This window comes from Streptomyces sp. MK37H, from assembly GCF_018035285.1.
GTDB classification, from domain to species: Bacteria; Actinomycetota; Actinomycetes; order Streptomycetales; family Streptomycetaceae; genus Streptomyces; species Streptomyces endocoffeicus.
This window is the reverse complement of sequence record NZ_JAAAYH010000119.1, coordinates 1-21,675: the sequence shown is the minus strand read 5'-3', so window position 1 is coordinate 21,675 and position 21,675 is coordinate 1. Positions and strand designations below refer to the sequence as shown.

The 21,675-nt window shown below is 71.8% G+C and carries 20 protein-coding genes; 17 read left to right on the top strand and 3 right to left on the bottom strand.

The features are described 5' to 3' along the window. The 16 genes from GWI24_RS18650 to GWI24_RS18580 form a co-directional block, all read left to right on the top strand. A partial coding sequence (locus GWI24_RS18650) for an anthranilate synthase component I (protein WP_210947080.1) occupies positions 1–1,485 on the top strand: 1,485 nt, incomplete at its 5' end. Between the two features lie 183 nt (positions 1,486–1,668). Then, positions 1,669–2,400, top strand: a complete 732-nt coding sequence (locus tag GWI24_RS18645; protein ID WP_210947079.1) for a TIGR02234 family membrane protein — start codon at positions 1,669–1,671, stop codon at positions 2,398–2,400. Between the two features lie 294 nt (positions 2,401–2,694). Continuing rightward, on the top strand, positions 2,695–2,958 hold the full coding sequence (locus tag GWI24_RS18640; RefSeq protein ID WP_210947078.1) for an HGxxPAAW family protein: 264 nt from the start codon (positions 2,695–2,697) through the stop codon (positions 2,956–2,958). A gap of 153 nt (positions 2,959–3,111) precedes the next feature. Continuing rightward, positions 3,112–3,486, top strand: coding sequence for a DUF2752 domain-containing protein (locus GWI24_RS18635; RefSeq protein WP_210947081.1), 375 nt, complete (start codon positions 3,112–3,114; stop codon positions 3,484–3,486). A gap of 157 nt (positions 3,487–3,643) precedes the next feature. Then, complete coding sequence (trpC, locus tag GWI24_RS18630; RefSeq protein ID WP_210947077.1) at positions 3,644–4,453, top strand: indole-3-glycerol phosphate synthase TrpC; 810 nt, start codon at positions 3,644–3,646, stop codon at positions 4,451–4,453. 23 nt (positions 4,454–4,476) lie between these two features. Next, positions 4,477–4,629, top strand: a complete 153-nt coding sequence (gene trpM / locus GWI24_RS46860; RefSeq protein WP_369075658.1) for a tryptophan biosynthesis modulator TrpM — start codon at positions 4,477–4,479, stop codon at positions 4,627–4,629. Positions 4,630–4,699: 70 nt separating this feature from the next. Then, complete coding sequence (trpB, locus tag GWI24_RS18625; RefSeq protein WP_210947076.1) at positions 4,700–5,947, top strand: tryptophan synthase subunit beta; 1,248 nt, start codon at positions 4,700–4,702, stop codon at positions 5,945–5,947. Continuing rightward, positions 5,947–6,765: a tryptophan synthase subunit alpha gene (trpA, locus tag GWI24_RS18620; protein ID WP_210947075.1), complete on the top strand. Its 819-nt coding sequence runs from the start codon at positions 5,947–5,949 to the stop codon at positions 6,763–6,765. The genes trpB and trpA overlap by 1 nt, the downstream gene beginning before the upstream one ends. 72 nt (positions 6,766–6,837) lie before the next feature. Continuing rightward, positions 6,838–7,656 carry a thioredoxin domain-containing protein gene (locus GWI24_RS18615; RefSeq protein ID WP_210947074.1) on the top strand — a complete coding sequence of 273 codons (819 nt, stop codon included), beginning with the start codon at positions 6,838–6,840 and terminating at the stop codon, positions 7,654–7,656. Between the two features lie 70 nt (positions 7,657–7,726). Beyond that, positions 7,727–8,698 (top strand): prolipoprotein diacylglyceryl transferase, encoded by a 972-nt coding sequence (lgt, locus tag GWI24_RS18610; protein WP_210947073.1) that lies wholly within the window; start codon positions 7,727–7,729, stop codon positions 8,696–8,698. Between the two features lie 186 nt (positions 8,699–8,884). Beyond that, positions 8,885–9,616, top strand: a complete 732-nt coding sequence (locus GWI24_RS18605) for a VIT1/CCC1 transporter family protein (RefSeq protein WP_210947072.1) — start codon at positions 8,885–8,887, stop codon at positions 9,614–9,616. A gap of 300 nt (positions 9,617–9,916) precedes the next feature. Continuing rightward, on the top strand, positions 9,917–14,467 hold the full coding sequence (gene gltB / locus GWI24_RS18600) for a glutamate synthase large subunit (protein ID WP_210947071.1): 4,551 nt from the start codon (positions 9,917–9,919) through the stop codon (positions 14,465–14,467). After that, the gene (locus tag GWI24_RS18595; protein WP_210947070.1) at positions 14,460–15,920 is read left to right on the top strand and encodes a glutamate synthase subunit beta; all 1,461 of its coding nucleotides are present in this window, start codon (positions 14,460–14,462) and stop codon (positions 15,918–15,920) included. The genes gltB and GWI24_RS18595 overlap by 8 nt, the downstream gene beginning before the upstream one ends. 235 nt (positions 15,921–16,155) lie before the next feature. After that, on the top strand, positions 16,156–16,578 hold the full coding sequence (locus GWI24_RS18590; RefSeq protein ID WP_210947069.1) for a GntR family transcriptional regulator: 423 nt from the start codon (positions 16,156–16,158) through the stop codon (positions 16,576–16,578). Continuing rightward, on the top strand, positions 16,575–17,357 hold the full coding sequence (locus GWI24_RS18585; protein ID WP_308343754.1) for an ABC transporter ATP-binding protein: 783 nt from the start codon (positions 16,575–16,577) through the stop codon (positions 17,355–17,357). Before GWI24_RS18590 ends, GWI24_RS18585 begins: the two co-directional genes overlap by 4 nt. Positions 17,358–17,362: 5 nt before the next feature. Then, positions 17,363–18,331: a hypothetical protein gene (locus GWI24_RS18580; RefSeq protein ID WP_247616564.1), complete on the top strand. Its 969-nt coding sequence runs from the start codon at positions 17,363–17,365 to the stop codon at positions 18,329–18,331. A 16-nt stretch (positions 18,332–18,347) separates the two neighbouring features. On the opposite strand, the gene GWI24_RS18575 is transcribed toward GWI24_RS18580, so the two are convergent. Both GWI24_RS18575 and GWI24_RS18570 read right to left on the bottom strand, forming a co-directional pair. Further along, complete coding sequence (locus GWI24_RS18575) at positions 18,348–18,821, bottom strand: PPOX class F420-dependent oxidoreductase (RefSeq protein ID WP_210947068.1); 474 nt, start codon at positions 18,819–18,821, stop codon at positions 18,348–18,350. Positions 18,822–18,937: 116 nt separating this feature from the next. Then, entirely contained in the window at positions 18,938–19,825 is an 888-nt protein-coding gene (locus tag GWI24_RS18570) for a hypothetical protein (RefSeq protein WP_210947067.1), read from the bottom strand. A gap of 267 nt (positions 19,826–20,092) precedes the next feature. Here GWI24_RS18570 and GWI24_RS18565 point away from each other — a divergent pair, with 267 nt between their 5' ends. Next, positions 20,093–20,890, top strand: a complete 798-nt coding sequence (locus GWI24_RS18565; protein WP_210947066.1) for a trypsin-like serine protease — start codon at positions 20,093–20,095, stop codon at positions 20,888–20,890. Positions 20,891–20,994: 104 nt separating this feature from the next. On the opposite strand, the gene GWI24_RS18560 is transcribed toward GWI24_RS18565, so the two are convergent. After that, positions 20,995–21,381 carry a VOC family protein gene (locus tag GWI24_RS18560; RefSeq protein ID WP_210947065.1) on the bottom strand — a complete coding sequence of 129 codons (387 nt, stop codon included), beginning with the start codon at positions 21,379–21,381 and terminating at the stop codon, positions 20,995–20,997. Positions 21,382–21,675: the final 294 nt, after the last annotated feature.

The window sequence follows — 21,675 nt, the reverse complement described above, 5'->3', positions numbered from 1 at the left end:
CTCGAGACCTTCCGCAAGCTGGCGGCCGACCGCCGCGTCATCCCCGTGAGCCGCAAGCTGCTCGCGGACGGTGACACCCCCGTGGGCCTCTACCGCAAGCTGGCCGCCGAGCGCCCCGGCACCTTCCTCCTCGAATCCGCCGAGAACGGCCGCTCCTGGTCCCGCTACTCCTTCATCGGCGTCCGCAGCTCCGCCACCCTCACCGAACGCGACGGCCGCACCCACTGGCTGGGCACCCCGCCGGTCGGCGTCCCCACCGACGGCGACCCCCTCCAGGCGCTGCGCGCCACCGTCGAGGCCCTGCACACCTCCAGGGACCTCGGCGGGCTGGCCCAGCTGCCGCCCTTCACCGGCGGCATGGTCGGCTACCTCGGCTACGACATCGTCCGCCGCCTGGAGAAGGTCGGCGAGCACGGCCGGGACGATCTGCGCCTGCCCGAGCTGACCATGCTGCTCACCTCGGACCTCGCGGTGCTGGACCACTGGGACGGCACCGTGCTGCTGATCGCCAACGCGATCAACCACAACGACCTCGACACGGGCGTGGACGAGGCGTACGCGGACGCCGTGGCCCGGCTCGACGCGATGGCCGCCGACCTGGTCCGCCCCGTCGCGACCGACCCCGCCGCGCTCCCCGACTCCGAGCTGCCCGAGTACACCGCGCTGTGGGGCGGCGAGGACTTCATGGAAGCGGTGGACGACATCAAGGAGCGCATCCGCGCGGGCGAGGCGTTCCAGGTCGTCCCCTCGCAGCGGTTCGAGACGCCGTGCTCGGCCAGCGCCCTCGACGTCTACCGGGTGCTGCGCGCCACCAACCCGAGCCCCTATATGTACCTCTTCCGGTTCGAGGGCTTCGATGTGGTGGGCTCCAGCCCCGAGGCCCTGGTCAAGGTCGAGGACGGCCGGGCGATGCTGCACCCCATCGCCGGCACCCGCCACCGGGGGGCCACCCCGCAGGAGGACGCCGCGCTCGCCGAGGAGCTGCTCGCCGACCCCAAGGAGCGGGCCGAGCACCTGATGCTCGTCGACCTCGGGCGCAATGACCTCGGGCGGGTCTGCGAGCCGGGCAGTGTGGAGGTCGTCGACTTCATGTCGATCGAGCGCTACAGCCATGTCATGCACATCGTCTCGACCGTCACCGGCAGCCTCGCCGAGGGCCGTACGGCGTTCGACGTGCTCACCGCATGCTTCCCCGCGGGCACCCTCTCCGGCGCCCCCAAGCCGCGGGCGCTCCAGATCATCGAGGAGCTGGAGCCGAGCCGCCGCGGGCTGTACGGCGGCTGCGTCGGCTATCTCGACTTCGCGGGGGACTCCGACACCGCGATCGCCATCCGCACCGCGCTGCTGCGCGAGGGCACGGCGTATGTCCAGGCGGGCGCCGGGATCGTCGCCGACTCCGATCCGGTGGCCGAGGACGCGGAGTGCCGCAACAAGGCGGCGGCGGTGCTGCGGGCGGTGCACGCGGCGAGCCGTCTGGGGCGGTAGTTCCCGGTGGCCGGTGGCTCCCGGAGTGGCGGTGCCCCGGTGGCCGGTGGCTTCCGGAGTGGCGGTGACCCGGTGGCCGGTGGCTCCCCAGGGCGGTGGTTCCCGATGGCCAGTGGCTCCCGGTAGGTCCCATATCCCCCACCCGGGAACGATCCCGTACCCGTGTGGGGGATAGTGGTAGGCGTGACTGCAGCAGCCGTACCCCAGCCCAGGGCCGAGCACGAGCCCTCCGCCTCCGCCGCGCGCGGCCGCCGAAGCAGCCTTGCCATCGCCCTGCTCGCCGGTGCGCTCGGCGCCGCCCTGGTCCTGCTGGCCACCAGCCGCAAATGGGCCGAGGGCACCGCCTCCGTCGCCCAGGGATCCCTCTCGCAGAGCGCCAACGGCGATGACATCACCGGACTCCCCGGTGCCCTCGCGGTCGTCGGCCTCGCCGCGCTGGTCGCCGTCTTCGCCGTGCGCCGCCTCGGCCGCGTCGTCGTCGCGGCGCTGCTGGCCCTCAGCGGCGCGGGCATCGTGATCAGCTCCGCCCTCGGCGCGTCCGACAAGGCGGCGCTGGAGGAGAAGGCGTCCAAGGTGAGCGGGCTGACCCACAGCCCGATCCACGACGTGGCGTACACCCCCTGGCCGTGGGTCGCCGCGGCGGGCGGGGTACTGCTGCTGCTCGCGGGCGTGCTCGCCCTGGGCTACGGGCGTCACTGGCCCGCCATGTCCGGCCGGTACGAGCGCGCGGGCACCGCGGGCCCCCCGGCCCGCGGCCGCGCCCGGCGTGGCGGCGCCACCCCCGACCCGGACCGTCCCGAGGAGCTGTGGAAGGCCCTGGACCGCGGCGAGGACCCGACGGAGGCCCCGGCGGCCCAGGACCCGACGGAGGCCCCGGCGGCCCCGGCCCGGGAGGAAGCCGAGCGGGGCGCCTGAGCGCTCCGCCGGAAGTGCCCTGAGGCGCCGTCGATCGTCTGCGGCACCGTCGTGGTTGGTCGCGCCCACGCGGCGGGGCCGCACATCGACGCAGCCCCGCGCTTCAGGGCGCCTCCGGACCATGGCCGGACTTCCGCCGACCTGCTGAGGGCCGCCGGGGCACGGGCCACCGTCCCGCCTCGCACCGTAAGGTCCCACCCCCGCTCAAGGGCGTTTCGCGCATCGGGGACAATGGCTTGGGAGCGTTCGCCCCCGAGCGCCCGGACCAGGCGCGTACAGCTACGAGGAGAATTCATGGCGGGTCACAACCACGGACACACCCCGGCCGCCTGGACCGGTGTCACCATCGCCTTCATCGGCTTCTGCGTCGCCGGCGCGTTCACCGTGGCGGCCAACCCGCTCGGCTTCTGGGCGGGCATGGTGATCATCGCCCTCGGCGGTGTCGTCGGCGCGGCGATGCGCGCGGCCGGGCTGGGCATGCCCAAGACGCAGCACCCGCCGCAGCCGCGCCCCGCGGCGCAGTCGCAGACCCAGACGCAGGCGCAGACCCAGAGTTGAGCCCCGGCGCGGCCCAGGGCCGCGCCCGCCTCCACCGCACCCGGCACTGAGCCGTACGGAGGCCGGCGCACCGGCCCTGAGCTGCGCCTTCGTGGATTCCCGGGCAGACTCGGCGGTGTGACCGAACCACCGCCGACCGCCCTCGCCCCCCTGATGCGGCGTCTGGCCGCCCCGTTCGGCGTGCTCGCGGGCGTCCTCGCCGCCTTCGGCTACGTCGGCGCCGTGGACCCCCGGGAGCCCGGCCACTACCCCGTCTGCCCGCTGCTGCGGCTCACCGGGCTGTACTGCCCCGGCTGCGGCGGGCTGCGCGGCGCCCATGCCCTGGCCCACGGCGATCTGGTGGCCGCGCTGCGTGACAACGCCCTCGCGGTCGGCTGTTACGCGGCCTTCGCCGTCTGCTGGGCGGTGTGGTGTGTACGCGGAAGCTTCCCGGCGCCGCGGCTGTGGCACGCGGGGGCGCTCGGGGTGCTGGCCCTGGTCTTCACAATCGTCCGGAATTTCCCGTTCGGGGGACTACTGGTGCCGTGACCGCTGTTGTGTATGTGCATGTGGCGGGCGTCCGCGTCAACCGGATGCGAGACCTCGGCCTACCGGCGGCTACCATCGCAGTGCCAGGTGACGCGGTGGACCGCCGCATCCGGTACAGATCAGAAGCTTCATCCCCGTCACGGAAGGGGGCCGCTCGGTGAGTGTGCTCGACGAGATCATCGACGGAGTCCGTGCCGACCTCGCGGAGCGGCAGGCGCGCGTCGCCCTCGACGAGCTCAAGGAGCGGGCGGCGAAGGCCCAGCCGGCGAAGGACGGTGTCGCGGCACTCAAGGGCGACAGCGTCAAGGTGATCTGCGAGGTCAAGCGGTCCAGCCCCTCCAAGGGCGCGCTCGCCGCGATCGCCGACCCCGCCGGGCTCGCCGCGGACTACGAGGCGGGCGGCGCGGCCGTGATCAGCGTGCTGACCGAGCAGCGGCGCTTCGGCGGATCGCTGGCCGACCTGGAAGCCGTAAGGGCGAAGGTCGACATTCCGGTGCTCCGTAAGGACTTCATCGTCACTTCGTACCAGCTGTGGGAGGCGCGGGCGTACGGCGCCGACGTCATCCTGCTGATCGTCGCCGCGCTGGAGCAGCAGGCGCTGGTCTCGCTCATCGAGCGGGCCGAGTCGATCGGGCTGACGCCCCTGGTCGAGGTGCACGACGAGGAGGAGACCGTCCGGGCGGTCGACGCCGGGGCCCGGGTGATCGGCGTCAACGCGCGTGACCTCAAGACCCTCCAGGTGGACCGCTCGAACTTCGCCCGGATCGCACCGGAGATCCCGGACCACATCGTCAAGATCGCGGAGTCCGGGGTGCGCGGCCCGCACGACCTGATCGCCTACGCCAACGATGGCGCGGACGCGGTGCTGGTCGGCGAGTCCCTGGTGACCGGGCGCGACCCCAAGGTCGCGGTGGCCGACCTGGTGGCGGCGGGCGCCCATCCGGCGCTGCGCCACGGCCGGGACTGACGACGGGGCGGGATCGGCGGACCATGGAGACGTACGCGCGCCTGGCACGGGGCTGTCGGCCCCGGGGCTGCCGCGCGCCCGCGAGGCGGGTGCGGGGGCGGCGCGTGCGCTACCACATCGGATGCGAGCCGGGGCAGATCAACGGGCGGCGATGGCGCCGGGCGGCAGCGCGCTGAGCGCACGCCGCACGCTTCCCCATCCATCCCACCTGTCGCGGGGCGCTGCCCCGATCGAGGAGTACGTCGCATGTCCTCTGATTTCTTCATCCCTGACCCGGAGGGCCAGGTGCCCAGCGCCGAGGGGTATTTCGGTGCCTTCGGCGGCAAGTTCATCCCCGAGGCGCTCGTCGCCGCGGTCGACGAGGTCGCCGCCGAGTACGAGAAGGCCAAGGCGGACCCCGCGTTCGCGGCCGAGCTCGAGGATCTGCTGGTCAACTACACCGGCCGGCCCAGCGCGCTGACCGAGGTGCCGCGGTTCGCCGAGCACGCCGGGGGTGCCCGGGTCTTCCTCAAGCGGGAGGACCTCAACCACACCGGCTCCCACAAGATCAACAACGTGCTGGGGCAGGCCCTGCTCACCAGGCGGATGGGCAAGTCCCGCGTCATCGCCGAGACCGGCGCCGGCCAGCACGGGGTGGCCACGGCCACCGCGTGCGCGCTGTTCGGGCTCGAGTGCACCATCTACATGGGCGAGATCGACACCCAGCGGCAGGCGCTCAACGTGGCGCGGATGCGGATGCTGGGCGCCGAGGTCATCGCCGTGAAGTCCGGCAGCCGCACCCTCAAGGACGCCATCAACGAGGCGTTCCGGGACTGGGTCGCCAATGTGGACCGCACCCATTACCTCTTCGGCACGGTGGCAGGACCCCACCCCTTCCCGGCGCTGGTGCGCGACTTCCACCGGGTGATCGGCGTGGAGGCGCGGCGGCAGATCCTGGAGCGGACCGGGCGGCTGCCGGACGCGGTCGCGGCCTGCGTGGGCGGCGGTTCCAACGCGATCGGGCTGTTCCACGCCTTCCTGCCGGACGAGAGCGTGCGGATCGTCGGCTTCGAGCCCGCCGGGCACGGCGTGGCCACCGGCGAGCACGCGGCCACGCTGAGCCAGGGCGAGCCCGGGATCCTGCACGGCTCCCGGTCCTACGTCCTCCAGGACGAGGACGGCCAGATCACCGAGCCGTACTCGATCTCGGCCGGTCTTGACTACCCCGGCGTCGGGCCTGAGCACGCGTATCTGAAGGACATCGGCCGCGCCGAGTACCGGGCGGTCACCGACGACGAGGCCATGCGGGCCCTGCGGCTGCTCTCGGAGACCGAGGGCATCATCCCGGCGATCGAGAGCGCCCACGCGCTCGCGGGTGCCCTGGGCCTCGGCCGGGAGCTGGGCGGCGACGGCCTGGTGCTGGTCAATCTCTCCGGGCGCGGTGACAAGGACATGGACACGGCGGCCCAGTACTTCGGGCTCTACGAGCAGCAGGGCGACGAGGGGGCGAAGTGATGGCCGGGAACCTGGAACTGCTGGGATCCGTCCTGGCGGGCGCCAAGGACGAGGGGCGCGCCGCGCTCGTCGGCTATCTGCCCGCCGGTTTCCCCACCATCGACGGCGCGGTGGACGCGATGACCGCCATGATCGAGGGCGGCTGCGACATCGTCGAGGTCGGGCTGCCGCACAGCGATCCGGTGCTCGACGGGCCGGTGATCCAGACCGCGGACGACATCGCGCTGCGCAACGGGGTCCGGATCCGCGATGTGATCCGCACGGTGGGGGAGGTGCACGCCCGCACCGGCGCCCCGATCCTGTGCATGACGTACTGGAACCCCGTGGACCGGTACGGCGTCGAGCGGTTCGCCGCCGATCTCGCCGAGGCGGGCGGCGCGGGCTGCATCCTGCCCGATCTGCCGGTCGAGGAGTCGGAGATCTGGCGGAAGGCCGCCGAGCAGCACGGTCTGGCGACCGTGTTCGTGGTCGCGCCCAGCAGCCGTGATGAGCGGCTGGCGAAGATCACGGCGGCGGGCAGCGGTTTCGTCTACGCGGCGTCCCTGATGGGTGTCACCGGAACGAGGGAATCGGTGGGCCAGGAGGCGCGCGCTCTGGTGGAGCGCACCCGTGGCACCACCACGCTCCCGGTGTGCGTGGGCCTCGGCGTCTCCAACGCCACCCAGGCCGCGGAGGTCGCGGCGTTCGCCGACGGGGTCATCGTGGGCTCGGCCTTCGTCAAGCGGCTGCTGGACGCCGAGGGCGACACCGAGGCCGGTCTGGCGGGGCTGCGCGAGCTCGCGGGTGAGCTGGCGGAGGGCGTCCGCACCGCCCGATAGAGGGTCGCTCGTTCGAGGGAACAACGGGGCGGAGGAGCTCAGCGGTGCTCCTCCGCCTCGTTAGGCGAGGGCGTGAGCCAGAGAAATCGTGAGGGAAAGCGCGGCGCCCGAGAGCGCCTGCGGGAACAGCGCGAGCGGGACCGGGCGCGCGCGAAGCGTAAGCGGACGCTGGGCGTCCTGGGGGCGGTGGTGGCCGTCCTCGGCGCGGCGGTGGGCGTGGGCATGGTCGCGTCCAGGACCGACGACGACTCGGGCAAGCCGGGCAGCGCCCTGGTGCCACCGCGCGGAGCTGTCGGCAAGGGACGTCTGGTGATCCCCTCGGGGAAGTCGGAGAAGTCCGCGCAGGAGGGGAAGGCGGGCAAGGCGGGCCCGGTGACCCTGACGGTCTACGAGGACTTCCGCTGCCCGGGCTGCAAGCAGTTCGAGGACGTCTTCCGCAAGACCGTCCACGAGCTCCAGGACACCGGCCGGTTGAGGGTCGAGTACCACCTGGTGACGATCATCGACGGAAACCTCGGCGGCACCGGTTCGCTCCGCGCCGCCAACGCGGCGGCCTGCGCCCAGGACAAGGACCCGGCGAAGTTCCGGGCGTACCACGATGTGCTCTACCGCCATCAGTCCCAGGAGACCCGGGACACGTACGCCGACAACGGCAGGCTGATCAAGCTCGCGGACCAGGTCCCCGGGCTGGTCACGCCCGCCTTCCGGACGTGCGTCGAGGACGGCCGGCACGACGCGTGGGTGCGCAAGTCCAACGACGTGTTCGCCCACTCCGGCTATGCCTCCACGCCGACCGTGCTGCTGGGCGGAAAGTCGGTCTACGGCGATCCCAAGAAGCCGCTGAGCCCCGACAAGCTCAAGCGCATGGTCCTCGCGGCGGCCCGCGACTGATCCTTGTTACGCAGCCGTTGCCGGGTGGGTTGCCGCATCTCCCGCCCGGCACGGTAGCGTCGGTCCTGTCATGGACCTCCTCGCTTACATTCCCAGCCCGTCGTCCGGCGTGATCTATCTCGGTCCGGTCCCGCTGCGCGGCTATGCGTTCTGCATCATCATCGGCGTCTTCGTCGCGGTCTGGTACGGCGGGCGGCGCTGGGTCGCCCGTGGCGGCCGGGTCGGCACCGTCGCCGACATCGCCGTCTGGGCGGTGCCCTTCGGCCTGGTCGGCGGCCGCCTCTACCACGTCATCACCGACTACGAGCTGTACTTCACCGACGGCCGTGACTGGGTGGACGCCTTCAAGATCTGGCAGGGCGGCCTCGGGATCTGGGGAGCCATCGCGCTGGGCGCGGTCGGCGCCTGGATCGGCTGCCGCCGCCGGGGGATCCCGCTCCCGGCGTACGCGGACGCCATCGCCCCTGGGATCGCCTTCGCGCAGGCCATCGGGCGCTGGGGCAACTGGTTCAACCAGGAGCTGTACGGCAAGGCCACCACGCTGCCCTGGGCGCTGAAGATCGACGGCGACGCCGACGCGGGCCGGGTGGCCGGCACGTACCACCCGACCTTCCTGTACGAGTCGCTGTGGTGCGTCGGTGTGGCGGTGCTGGTGATCTGGGCGGATCGCCGCTTCAAGCTGGGGCATGGCCGGGCGTTCGCCCTCTACGTCGCGGCGTACACCGTGGGCCGCTTCTGGATCGAGTACCTCCGGGTGGACGACGCCCACCATGTGCTGGGGCTGCGGCTCAACAACTGGACGTCCGTCGTGGTCTTCCTGGCCGCGGTGGCCTATCTGGTGATCTCCGCGAAGCGGGCCCCGGGCCGCGAGGAGGTCGTGGAACCGGCCGCGGTCGAGGACGGCGCGGCCCCGGCCACCGGGACGAGCGGCGACGCCCCGGCAGGGAGCGCGGCCGGGAGCGGCGGTGCTCCGGCCAAGAGCGACGGCGCGGACGAGGCCGGTGCGGTGGCCGCCGAGGCGGAGCCCACCAAGAATCCCTGACGCGCGCCGATGTGCGTCCATCGGCCGCCGGACCCCTCGGGGTTCGGCGGCCTTCTGCGTTTGTGCAGGTCAGCGAGGTAAGTTCGGCCTTCCTTGCTGGCGGAGCAGGGGAATTCGTGCGTACCTTCGAACTGTTGGGGTGAGGGCCGCATCGCCACACCCTTCTCGAAGGGAGCACATCTTCATATGTCCGTCATCGACAGCGCCGAGTCACCGCACATCGCCCACCGCGACAACCACACCCACCGTGATGTGAACGGCGGCTGGCTGCGCCCCGCCGTCTTCGGGGCCATGGACGGACTGGTCTCCAACCTGGCGCTGATGACCGGTGTGGCCGGTGGCGCCGTGGACCGGCAGACCATCGTGATCACCGGGCTGGCCGGCCTCGCGGCCGGTGCCTTCTCGATGGCCGCCGGTGAGTACACCTCCGTCGCCTCCCAGCGCGATCTGGTCCAGGCCGAGCTGGAGGTGGAGCGGCGCGAGCTGCGCAAGCACCCGGTGGACGAGCTGGAGGAGCTGGCCGCGCTCTACGAGTCGCGCGGGGTGGAGCCCGCCCTGGCCCGTGAGGTGGCCGAGCAGCTCTCCCGCGACCCCGAGCAGGCGCTGGAGATACATGCCCGCGAGGAGCTGGGCGTGGACCCGGACGATCTGCCGTCGCCGCTGGTCGCGGCGGTGTCCTCGTTCGGCTCCTTCGCGCTGGGCGCGCTGCTGCCGGTGCTGCCGTACCTGCTGGGCGCCACGGCGCTGTGGCCGGCCCTGGTGCTGGCGCTGATCGGGCTGTTCGGATGCGGTGCGGTGGTGGCGCGGGTGACCGCCCGGAGCTGGTGGTACGCCGGGCTGCGGCAGCTGGCGCTGGGTGGGGCGGCGGCGGGTGTGACCTATGCCCTGGGCGCTTTCTTCGGAACGGCCGTAGGATGACAGTCATACGGCGAGCCGCATAATCACGCCGTTACTCCTCGGTTTCGATCCTTTTACGGGCGGGCATAAGCCCGAAGCGCTTGGGCAGTGTCGCCCGATCCGCGCCATGGCGACGCCGGTCGCCCCATCCCCAATGCCCGTACTGCCTCACCTCACCCCACCCCTGGGGTGTCCGCATGATGGAACGGAATTTCCGCTTCCCGGGATTCGCCCCATCATGTAACCTGCACGAAATTCTCGCGGAGGGCCAACGTCGTCCCTCGGCACACGCAAAATGCCATGACGACGACGGGAGAGCCGATGCGTTCCGCATCCCACCCTGCCCGCCAAGGGATGTACGACCCGCGCAATGAGCACGACGCCTGTGGCGTCGGCTTCGTGGCGACCCTCACCGGCGAGGCCAGCCATGAGCTCGTGGAGCAGGCTCTCACCGTGCTGAGGAACCTCGAGCACCGCGGCGCCACCGGTTCCGAGCCCGACTCCGGCGACGGCGCGGGCATCCTCGTCCAGGTTCCGGACGCCTTCCTGCGGGCCAGTGTGACCGGCTTCGAGCTGCCCGAAGCCGGTGCCTACGCGGTGGGCATCGCGTTCCTCCCGGAGGGTGAGACCGAGGGTGCGGCCGCCGCGGAGCACATCGAGCGGCTCGCCGCCGAGGAGGGCCTGACCGTCCTCGGCTGGCGCGAGGTGCCCGTCGCCCCCGAGCTGCTGGGCAACGGCGCCCGGGCCACCATGCCCGCCTTCCGCCAGCTCTTCGTCGCCGACGGCACCAGCACCGGCGTGGCCCTGGACCGCAAGGCGTTCATGCTGCGCAAGCGCGCCGAGCGCGAGGCGGGGGTCTACTTCCCCTCGCTGTCCGCGCGCACCCTGGTCTACAAGGGCATGCTGACCACCGGTCAGCTGGAGCCGTTCTTCCCGGACCTCTCCGACCGCCGCTTCGCCACGGCCGTCTCGCTGGTCCACTCCCGGTTCTCCACCAACACCTTCCCGAGCTGGCCGCTGGCCCACCCGTACCGCTTCGTCGCCCACAACGGTGAGATCAACACCGTCCAGGGCAACCGCAACTGGATGCGGGCCCGGGAGTCCCAGCTGGTCAGCGACCTGTTCGGGGACAAGGGCCTGGAGCGGATCTTCCCCGTCTGCACCCCGGACGCCTCCGACTCGGCGACCTTCGACGAGGTCCTGGAGCTGCTCCACCTCGGCGGCCGCTCGCTGCCGCACTCGGTGCTGATGATGGTCCCCGAGGCGTGGGAGAACCACCCCTCCATGGACCCGGCCCGGCGCGCCTTCTACCAGTACCACTCCACGATGATGGAGCCCTGGGACGGCCCGGCCTGTGTCACCTTCACCGACGGCGTCCAGGTCGGCGCCGTGCTGGACCGCAACGGTCTGCGGCCCGGGCGCTACTGGGTCACCGACGACGGTCTGGTCGTGCTCTCCTCCGAGGTCGGCGTCCTGGACATCGACCCGGCCAAGGTGGTCCGCAAGGGCCGGCTGCAGCCGGGCCGGATGTTCCTGGTCGACACCGCCGAGCACCGCATCATCGAGGACGACGAGATCAAGGCCGAGCTGGCCGCCGAGCAGCCGTACGGCGAGTGGCTCGAGGCCGGTCTGATCGACCTGGCCGACCTTCCCGAGCGTGAGCACATCGTGCACACCCACGCCTCGGTCACCCGCCGTCAGCAGACCTTCGGGTACACCGAGGAGGAGCTGCGCGTCCTGCTCGCGCCGATGGCCAAGGCCGGCGCCGAGCCGATCGGCTCGATGGGCACCGACTCGCCGATCGCCGCCCTCTCCGAGCGGCCGCGGCTGCTGTTCGACTACTTCACCCAGCTGTTCGCGCAGGTCACCAACCCGCCGCTGGACGCGATCCGCGAGGAGCTGGTCACCTCGCTGATCTCCTCGCTGGGCCCGCAGGGCAATCTGCTGGAGCCGACTTCGGCCTCCTGCCGCAGCGTCACCCTGCCCTTCCCGGTGATCGACAACGATGAGCTGGCCAAGCTCATCCACATCAACGCCGACGGGGATATGCCGGGCCTCAAGGCGGCGAACCTCTCGGGCCTGTACCGGGTCGGTGGCGGCGGTCAGGCGCTCGCCGCCCGGCTGGACGAGATCTGCGCCGAGGCCGACCGTGCCATCGAGGACGGCGCCCGGCTGATCGTCCTCTCCGACCGCCACTCGGACGCCGAGCACGCCCCGATCCCCTCGCTGCTGCTCACCTCCGCGGTCCACCATCACCTCATCGGCACCAAGCAGCGCACCCAGGTGGGGCTGCTGGTCGAGGCGGGCGACGTCCGCGAGGTGCACCATGTCGCGCTGCTGATCGGCTACGGAGCCGCGGCCGTCAACCCGTATCTGGCCATGGAGTCGGTCGAGGACCTGGTCCGGGCCGGCACCTTCCTGCCCGGTGTCGAGGCCGAGACCGCGATCAAGAACCTCATCAAGGCGCTCGGCAAGGGCGTCCTGAAGGTCATGTCCAAGATGGGCATCTCGACCGTGGCCTCCTACCGTGGCGCGCAGGTCTTCGAGGCCGTCGGCCTGGACGAGTCCTTCGTGGACACCTACTTCCACGGCACCGCCACCAAGATCGGCGGCGCGGGCCTGGACGTCGTCGCCAAGGAGGTGGCCGCCCGCCACGCCAAGGCGTACCCCGCCTCCGGCGTCCCCTCCGCCCACCGCACGCTGGAGATCGGCGGCGAGTACCAGTGGCGTCGCGAGGGCGAGCCGCACCTCTTCGACCCCGAGACGGTCTTCCGGCTCCAGCACTCCACCCGGTCGCGCCGCTACGACATCTTCAAGAAGTACACCGAGCGGGTGAACGAGCAGTCCGAGCGGCTGATGACGCTGCGCGGTCTGTTCTCCTTCAAGGGCGAGCGCCCCTCGATCCCGATCGACGAGGTCGAGCCGGTCAGCGAGATCGTCAAGCGGTTCTCCACCGGCGCCATGTCGTACGGCTCCATCTCCCAGGAGGCGCACGAGACCCTCGCCATCGCCATGAACCAGCTGGGCGGCAAGTCCAACACCGGTGAGGGCGGCGAGGACTCCGACCGGCTGCACGACCCGGCGCGCCGCTCCTCGATCAAGCAGGTGGCCTCCGGCCGCTTCGGCGTGACCAGCGAATACCTGGTCAACTCCGATGACATCCAGATCAAGATGGCCCAGGGCGCCAAGCCCGGCGAGGGCGGCCAGCTGCCCGGCCACAAGGTCTACCCGTGGGTGGCCAAGACCCGGCACTCCACTCCGGGCGTCGGCCTGATCTCCCCGCCGCCGCACCACGACATCTACTCGATCGAGGATCTCGCCCAGCTGATCCACGACCTGAAGAACGCCAACCCGCAGGCCCGGATTCACGTCAAGCTGGTCTCCGAGGTCGGTGTCGGCACGGTGGCCGCGGGCGTCTCCAAGGCCCACGCCGATGTGGTGCTGATCTCCGGCCACGACGGCGGCACCGGCGCCTCGCCGCTCACCTCGCTCAAGCACGCGGGCGGCCCCTGGGAGCTCGGCCTCGCCGAGACCCAGCAGACGCTGCTGCTCAACGGGTTGCGCGACCGTATCGTGGTGCAGACCGACGGCCAGCTGAAGACCGGCCGTGACGTGGTGATCGCCGCGCTGCTCGGCGCCGAGGAGTACGGCTTCGCCACCGCGCCGCTGGTGGTCTCCGGCTGCGTCATGATGCGCGTCTGCCACCTGGACACCTGCCCGGTCGGCATCGCCACCCAGAACCCGGTGCTGCGCGAGCGCTACAGCGGCAAGGCCGAGTTCGTGGTGAACTTCTTCCAGTTCATCGCCGAGGAGGTCCGCGAGCTCCTCGCCGAGCTGGGCTTCCGCTCCCTGGAGGAGGCCATCGGCCACGCCGAGCTGCTGGACACCACCCGCGCCGTCCAGCACTGGAAGGCGCAGGGCCTGGACCTCGCCCCGCTGCTGTACGTGCCCGAACTGCCCGAGAGCGCCGTCCGCCACCAGGCGATCGAGCAGGACCACGGCCTGGCCAAGGCGCTCGACAACCAGCTGATCAAACTGGCGGCCGACGCGCTGAACGCCGAGAGCGCCGAGGCCGCCGAGCCGGTCCGGGCCCAGGTCGCGATCCGCAACATCAACCGGACCGTCGGCACCATGCTCGGCCATGAGGTGACCCGTACGTTCGGTGGCGGGGGCCTGCCCGAGGACACCATCGACATCACCTTCACCGGCTCGGCCGGCCAGTCCTTCGGCGCGTTCCTGCCCCGCGGTGTCACGCTGCGGCTCGAGGGCGACGCCAACGACTACGTGGGCAAGGGCCTGTCCGGCGGCCGTGTGATCGTCCGCCCGGACCGGGGCGCGGACCACCTCGCCGAGTACTCGACGATCGCGGGCAACACCCTCGCGTACGGCGCGACCGGCGGCGAGATGTTCCTGCGCGGCCGGGTCGGCGAGCGGTTCTGCGTCCGCAACTCCGGCGCCACGGTCGTCTCCGAGGGCGTGGGCGACCACGGCTGTGAGTACATGACCGGCGGTCACGCGGTCGTCCTCGGCCCCACCGGCCGTAACTTCGCCGCCGGGATGTCCGGCGGTATCGCGTATGTGATCGACCTCGACCCGGACAACGTCAACGTCGATCTGCGGGACGCCGTCGGCACGCTGGACGACACCGACCAGCGGTGGCTGCACGACGCGGTGCGCCGCCACCACGAGGAGACCGGCTCCACCGTCGCGGGCGCGCTGCTCGACGACTGGGAGACCGCCCGCACCCGCTTCAGCAAGATCATCCCCGCTACGTACCAGGCCGTGCTCGCCGCCAAGGACGCCGCCGAGCGTGCCGGGCTCTCCGAGTCCGAGACCCACGAGAAGATGATGGAGGCGGCGATCAATGGCTGACCCCAAGGGCTTCCTGAGCACTGACCGCGAGGTCGCCAAGACCCGCCCGGTGGACGAGCGCGTCAAGGACTGGAACGAGGTCTACGTCCCCGGCTCGCTGCTGCCGATCATCAGCAAGCAGGCCGGCCGGTGCATGGACTGCGGCATCCCGTTCTGCCACAACGGCTGTCCGCTCGGAAACCTCATCCCCGAGTGGAACGACTACGCCTACCGGGAGGACTGGCGCGAGGCCAGCGAGCGGCTGCACGCGACCAACAACTTCCCGGAGTTCACCGGGCGGCTGTGCCCCGCCCCGTGCGAGTCGGCCTGTGTGCTCGGCATCAACCAGCCGGCGGTGACCATCAAGAACGTCGAGGTCACCATCATCGACAAGGCGTGGGACTCCGGTGACGTCACCCCGCAGCCGCCCGAGCGGCTCAGCGGCAAGACCGTCGCCGTCATCGGCTCGGGCCCGGCGGGCCTGGCCGCCGCCCAGCAGCTGACCCGGGCCGGTCACACGGTCGCCGTCTATGAGCGGGCCGACCGCATCGGCGGGCTGCTGCGCTACGGCATCCCCGAGTTCAAGATGGAGAAGCGGCACATCAACCGCCGTATCGAGCAGATGCGCGCGGAGGGCACCAAGTTCCGCACCGAGACCGAGATCGGCCGCGACATCGACGCCGCCAAGCTGCGCAAGCGGTACGACGCCGTGGTCATCGCGGCCGGCGCCACCACCTCGCGCGATCTGCCGGTCCCGGGCCGGGAGCTGAACGGCATCCACTTCGCGATGGAGTACCTGCCGCTCGCCAACAAGGTGCAGGAGGGCGACCTCACCACGTCCCCCATCACCGCCGAGGGCAAGCACGTCGTGGTCATCGGCGGTGGCGACACCGGCGCGGACTGCGTCGGCACCGCCCACCGGCAGGGCGCCGCCTCCGTCACCCAGCTGGAGATCATGCCCCGGCCGGGCGAGGAGCGGCCCGCGGGCCAGCCCTGGCCGACCTTCCCGATGCTCTACAAGGTCACCTCGGCACACGAGGAGGGCGGCGAGCGGATCTACTCCGTCTCCACCACCCACTTCGAGGGCGACGAGGACGGCAATGTCCAGTGGCTGCATCTGATCGAGGTGGAGTTCAAGGACGGCAAGCTGGAGCAGAAGCCGGGCACCGAGCGGAGGATCCCGGCCCAGCTGGTCACCCTCGCCATGGGCTTCACCGGCACCGACCAGAAGAACGGCCTGGTCGAGCAGTTCGGCCTGGAGCTGGACGAGCGCGGCAACATCGCGCGCGATGCCGACTTCGCCACCAATGTGCCGGGTGTCTTCGTGGCCGGTGACGCGGGCCGCGGCCAGTCGCTGATCGTCTGGGCCATCGCCGAGGGCCGCTCCGCTGCGCGCGGGGTGGACCGCTATCTGGCCGGGGCCAGCGAGCTGCCCGCCCCGATCCGCCCCACCGACCGGGCCCTCATGGTCTGACCCGGTCTCCCGGCTTTCCCGGATCTCCGCCCGTACAACGGCGTACGGACCGGCCGCGCGGCGCCTTCCCCATCCCGACCGGGGGAAGGCGCCGCGTGGCGTTTCGGCTGACGTTCTCCCGGGCCGACTCACCGGGCCGGCTGACCAGGTCGGCTGACCAGGTCGGCTGACATTCCCTCGGGCGCCCTCCACCATCATTCCACTAACTGATTAGTGAAAGGGTGGTGGAGGGCGGATGGTCGAGTACCGCATCGACCGGCGCAGCGGCATCGCCACCTATCTGCAGATCGTCCAGCAGACCAAACAGGCGCTCCGCCTCGGACTGCTGGAGCCCGGCGACCGGCTGCCCACGGCCAAGGAGGTCGTCGCGGCCACCGCCATCAACCCCAACACCGTCCTGAAGGCGTACCGCGAGCTGGAGCGCGAAGGGCTGGTCGAGCCCCGGCCGGGGCTTGGCACCTTCGTCCGCCGGTCGCTGGCCCGGCCCGGCGCCGCCGCGGACTCACCGCTGCGCGCGGAGCTCGCCGACTGGACCGACCGGGCCTGCGCCGCCGGGCTCGACCGCGAGGACGTGACGGCGCTGGTGGCCTCGGTCCTCGAAGAGCGCTTCGGTGAGACCACCGCCCCCGGCGAGCGTGGACACGAGGAGAACGGGTGACCGACGAGATCGACGCGTCCGGCGCGCTGGAGGCGTCCGGGCTGGGCAGGAAGTACCGACGCGGCTGGGCCCTCAGAGACGTCGCCTTCCGGCTGCCCGCCGGGCGGATCTGCGCTCTGGTGGGCCCGAACGGCTCCGGCAAGAGCACCCTGCTGTCCCTCGCCGCCGGGCTGCTGACCCCGACCACCGGCACCCTGCGGGTCTTCGGCCGGCCCGCCGCCGATCCCGTAACCCGTGAGCGCATCGCCTTCGTCGCCCAGGACAAGCCGCTCTACCCGCGCTTCTCCGTGGCCGACACCCTGCGCCTGGGCCGGGAGCTCAACCCCCGCTGGGACCAGAGGGCCGCCGAACGGGTGGTGGCGGAGGCCGATGTGCCGCTGTCCGCCCGGGTCGGCTCGCTCTCCGGCGGCCAGCGCACCTGTGTGGCCCTCGCCCTCGCCCTCGGCAAGCGCGCCGATCTGCTGCTCCTGGACGAGCCGATGGCCGATCAGGACTCACTGCGCCGCCGCCGGATGATGGGCGCCCTGATGGCCGAGGCCGCCGAGCGCGGCACCGGCGTGGTCATCTCCACCCATGTGCTCGCCGAACTCGACGGCGTCTGCGACTACCTGCTGCTGATGGGCGGCGGCCGGATCCGCCTGGCGGGCGGGACGGACGCCATCCAAGCCGCTCACCGTCTCGTCACCGGACCACGCGTGGCCGGGGGTGGAACACTGGAGGCTTCGCCCGCTACGCCCTGGTCTGCGCCGCCGTCGTCGCGGCCACGCATCTGCTGCTGAGCGCCGTGGCCAGGCCCCGCAAGCGCTCCTGGGCCGGATACGCCGCCGTCGCCTCGCTGGCCTGCCTGCTGCACGAGTTCGCGATCCTGGCCGTCGCCGCGCACGGCGTCGCGCTGTACCGGGCCCGGGTGGGCGCGCGCTTCGGCTGGGCGTGGGGGCAGGCGGCCGCCGTGGTGGCGGTGGTGCTGGCGCCGCTGGTGATCGTCAGTCAGCAGCAGGCGGCGCTGGTCGGCTGGATCTCCCCGCCGGGCCCGCCCGAGCTGCTCGGCTTCGGCGCGCTCGCCCTGGCGGGCCTCGGCTGCGCCCGGGGGCCCCTGCCCGCGCGCGGGCCCGTCCCGCTGCGCGACCTCGCGCTCGGGCTGCTGATCCTGCCCCCGGCCGCGCTGCTGGTGGTGTCGTATCTCCATCCGCTCTACGTCGACCGGTATGTGCTCTACGCCTACGTCGGTCTCGCGCTGCTGATCAGGGCCCGGCTGGACGCGCTGTCGCGCACCGTCGCCGCCCCACGGGCGCTGGCCGGAGGGCTGGCGGTGGCCGCCGTGGTGGCCCTGCTGCCGTACTCCCTCCATCTGCGGACCCCGCAGAGCCGGCTCGACGACCCCCTCGCGGCCGCGCGCGCCGTACGGGAGCTGAGCCGACCCGGCGACGGGGTGCTCTTCCTGCCCGCCCGGCGCCGGGAGCCGATCATGTCCAGCCCGGGGCATTTCCGGGGCCTGCGGGAGCTGGCGCCGGCCCGGCACGCGATCCCCTCGGGCACCCTGCACGGCATCGAACTGCCCGCACCGCTGATCCGGGCCCGGATGCTGACGGCCGGGCGGATCGTCACGGTGAACGACCCGCCCGGCCAGCCGCTGGACGACACCCCTCAGGAGCGGGTGAAACGGCAGGTGCTCGCGGAGCACTTCCACCGATGCGCCGTCAGGGACGTCACCGGGATGCGGATCGTGCTCTACGGGCGCGCGGGGAAGTGCTGAACACCGCCGGGCGCCGTCAGCCCTCGTCCTCCACCAGCCGGGCCGGGAAGCCGCCCGTGGCCACCGGGCCCCAGCGCTCGGGGGTGACCCGGATCAGCGACTTGCCCTGCTTGCGCATGGCCTCGCGGTACTCGTCCCAGTCGGGGTGCTCGCCCGCGATATTGCGGTAGTACTCGACCAGCGGCTCGACGGACTCCGGGGTGTCGATCACCTCGGCGGTGCCGTCGATCTGCACCCACGGGCCGTTCCATTCGTCGGACAGCACGACGAGGCTCACGGCGGGGTCGCGCTTGGCGTTGCGCACCTTGGCGCGCTCGGGGTAGGTGGACATGACGATCCGGCCGGAGTCATCGACTCCGCAGGTCAGCGGGGACGCCTGGGGCGAGCCATCCGTCCGGCGGGTCATCAGCAGCGCACGGTGGCGCGGGCGTACGAACTCCAGCAGCTCGTCGAGGCCGACTTGGGTGTTGGTGGCGATGGAGGGGCTCATGCAGGCGAGCGTACGACGTCGAGCGCACTCCAGGTCCGTACGGCGCCACGGACCGGCGCCGCGTCAGCAGCCGCGTTCACGTGGTCAGGTGCCGCGTCACGTGGCCAGGTGCCGCGTCACGTGTCGCACTCCAGCACCGTGCGGCACAGCCCGCAGCGGGCCCGCAGTCGTCCGCGCACCGGGACCCGGATGCGCTGACGGCAGGTCGGGCAGGGGAAGGAGACGCTCAGCGGAGGGCCGGCGTCGAAGGCGTAGTCCCCTCCGGTGGGGGAGGGGTGGCCGGACTGGGCCGACCGGCGGTCCTTGGCGTAGCGGCGGCGGCCGGTCCAGCCGGCGGTGGTGAGCGGCGGCCGGGCCTGCTCGCGGCGGGCCAGCTCCAGCCCCTTGGTGTACGCCTCGTACGCCTGCGGAGAGGTGAACCAGGGGGAGGGGTCCTCGTCGAAGAGCAGCGCGCGCATGGCCAGGACGTAGCCGAACTCCTCCGGTGTCAGATAGCCCAGTTTCTGGCTGGAAACCGAGTCCTGGCGGTAGGCGTCGAGCAGCAACCAGCCCGTGCCGAGATAGGCGGCGGTGGTGTCGGTGAGGATTTCGTTGTCCCGTGTGCCGGGGAACGACAGGTCCAGGCGGTGCAGATACACATGCGTGACCTCATGGGCCAGGGCCGCGCCGATGTCCCGACGGTGGGTCTTGAAGCGGGAGTTGAGCTCGATGAAGTACTCCGGGCCCGCGGCCAGCTCCACGTTTCCCGCGTGCCGCATCTCCCGGAAGCTCACGATCATCCGGGCGTCCGGCAGCCGCAGGTGCTGCACCATGACCCGGGCCACCCGCTGGACGCCCAGGTAGAGGTCGTCCTGGTCGGCGAAGGCCACATCGCCGGGGACCACGCTGAGTCCGAAGGTGTCCACCGTGTCGCGGGACAGGCGGTGGTAGAGCGCGGTGATCGCGGCCCGGACGGTGTCCAGGTGGGGATAGCCGTGCTCGATGTCGCTGCCCGGTGCCGCCACGCCGTCACCCCGTGCCCGTCGCCAGCCGTGCGCCCTGTCTCACGTCAACCTTACGGTCGTTCGGCGGGGCAGTGGGTAGGCCGCGCTGGCTGGAAACCGACCCTTGTCACCCCGTTCACCCGGTCCACATAATCACAGGGCGTTTTACCGGCTCATCCACGGGATTTCGGAGAGGTTTCCGGATTTTTGTCATGCGGCGGAGCCGCGGATCGATGCTTGGCATGAGCCTGACATGCGCCCCCGAACCCCCCACGAAAGGACAGTCCGTTGCGGAACACGCTGAAGCACATCAAGAGAGCCTCGGCCCTCGGCGCGGTCGCCCTCGCCGCCTTCAGCCTCACCCCCGGCAGCGCCAACGCCCAGCCCACCGGCCCCGAGCCGAGCCCCTCCGTGGTCGGCGGCACCCGCGCCGCCCAGGGCGAATTCCCCTTCATGGTCCGGCTGTCCATGGGCTGTGGTGGCGCCCTCTACACCCAGGACATCGTGCTCACCGCCGCCCACTGTGTGGACGGCTCCGGCGCCAACACCTCCATCACGGCCACCGCGGGCGTCGTGGACCTCCAGAGCTCGAGCGCCATCAAGGTCAAGTCCACCCGGGTGCTCCAGGCCCCGGGCTACAACGGCACCGGCAAGGACTGGGCGCTCATCAAGCTCGCCAAGCCGATCAACCAGCCCACCCTGAAGATCGCCGAGACCACGGCTTACAACAAGGGCGACTTCACCGTGGCCGGCTGGGGCGCCGCGGTCGAGGGCGGCGGCCAGCAGCGCTACCTGCTCAAGGCCACCGTGCCGTTCGTCGACGACGCCACCTGCAAGTCCGCGTACGACGAGCTCGTCCCCGGCGAGGAGATCTGCGCCGGGAAGATGGCTCAGGGCGGCGTGGACACCTGCCAGGGCGACTCCGGCGGTCCGATGTTCCGCAAGGACGACAGCGGCCAGTGGATCCAGGTCGGCATCGTCAGCTGGGGCGAGGGCTGCGCACGGCCCGGTAAGCCCGGCGTCTACACCGAGGTGAGCACCTTCGCCAAGGACATCAAGGCGGGCGCGACCCAGCTCGGCGGCTGACCCCTCCTCAGCATCGCCTTCGACGGGAGCTGACCGGGGCCCGGCCACCGTGCCGGCCCCGGCCAGCCGCATGAGCTCCTCTATGAGCTCCATCAGCGTCGCCGTCAGCTCAGTTGTGTCTGTCCGTAGCAGATGCAGAACGGGTGCCCGGCCGGATCGTTGAAGACCCGGAACCCCGCCCGCTCCCCGCCGCTGTCGTGCAGGAACGTCGCCCCGAGCTCGATCAGCTCCTGCTGCGCCCGCTCCGCGTCCGCGCGCGTCTCCACGTCGAAGTCCAGATGGATCTGCTGCGGGTGGGCCGGATCCGGCCAGCGCGGCGCCTGGTGGTCCGGCGCCAGCTGGAAGGCCAGCTTACGGCCGTCCTCGGCCGTCAGGGTCGCCCACTCGGGATCGCTGTCGTTCACCCGCCAGCCCAGGATCTTGCCGTAGAAGGCGGCCAGCGCGGCGGGGTCGGGGCAGTCGATGACGGTGCATTGAAGCGTCGCGATCATGTGGGGACCCTACGGGGTGTCCGGCGGATCTTTCCCCTTCCCCGCCCCTTCCCGCAGGGGCCGATATGCGTCTGCGCCGCGCGGCAGCGACTTGGCCCCTTGGGGCTGGGTCCTGGTGCGGAGCCCCGCAGGCGGCGGAGTCGCGTCTCGCGGTACCGATATGCGTCTGTGCCGCCTGGCGGGGGGCTCGCCCCCGGGATCCGGGGCGGGCCCTGGCTTTCCCCTTCCCTGCTCGTTCGGGCAGGGGCCGATATGTGTCTGGGCTGCGCGGCGGGGGCTTGGCCTCTTGGGGCT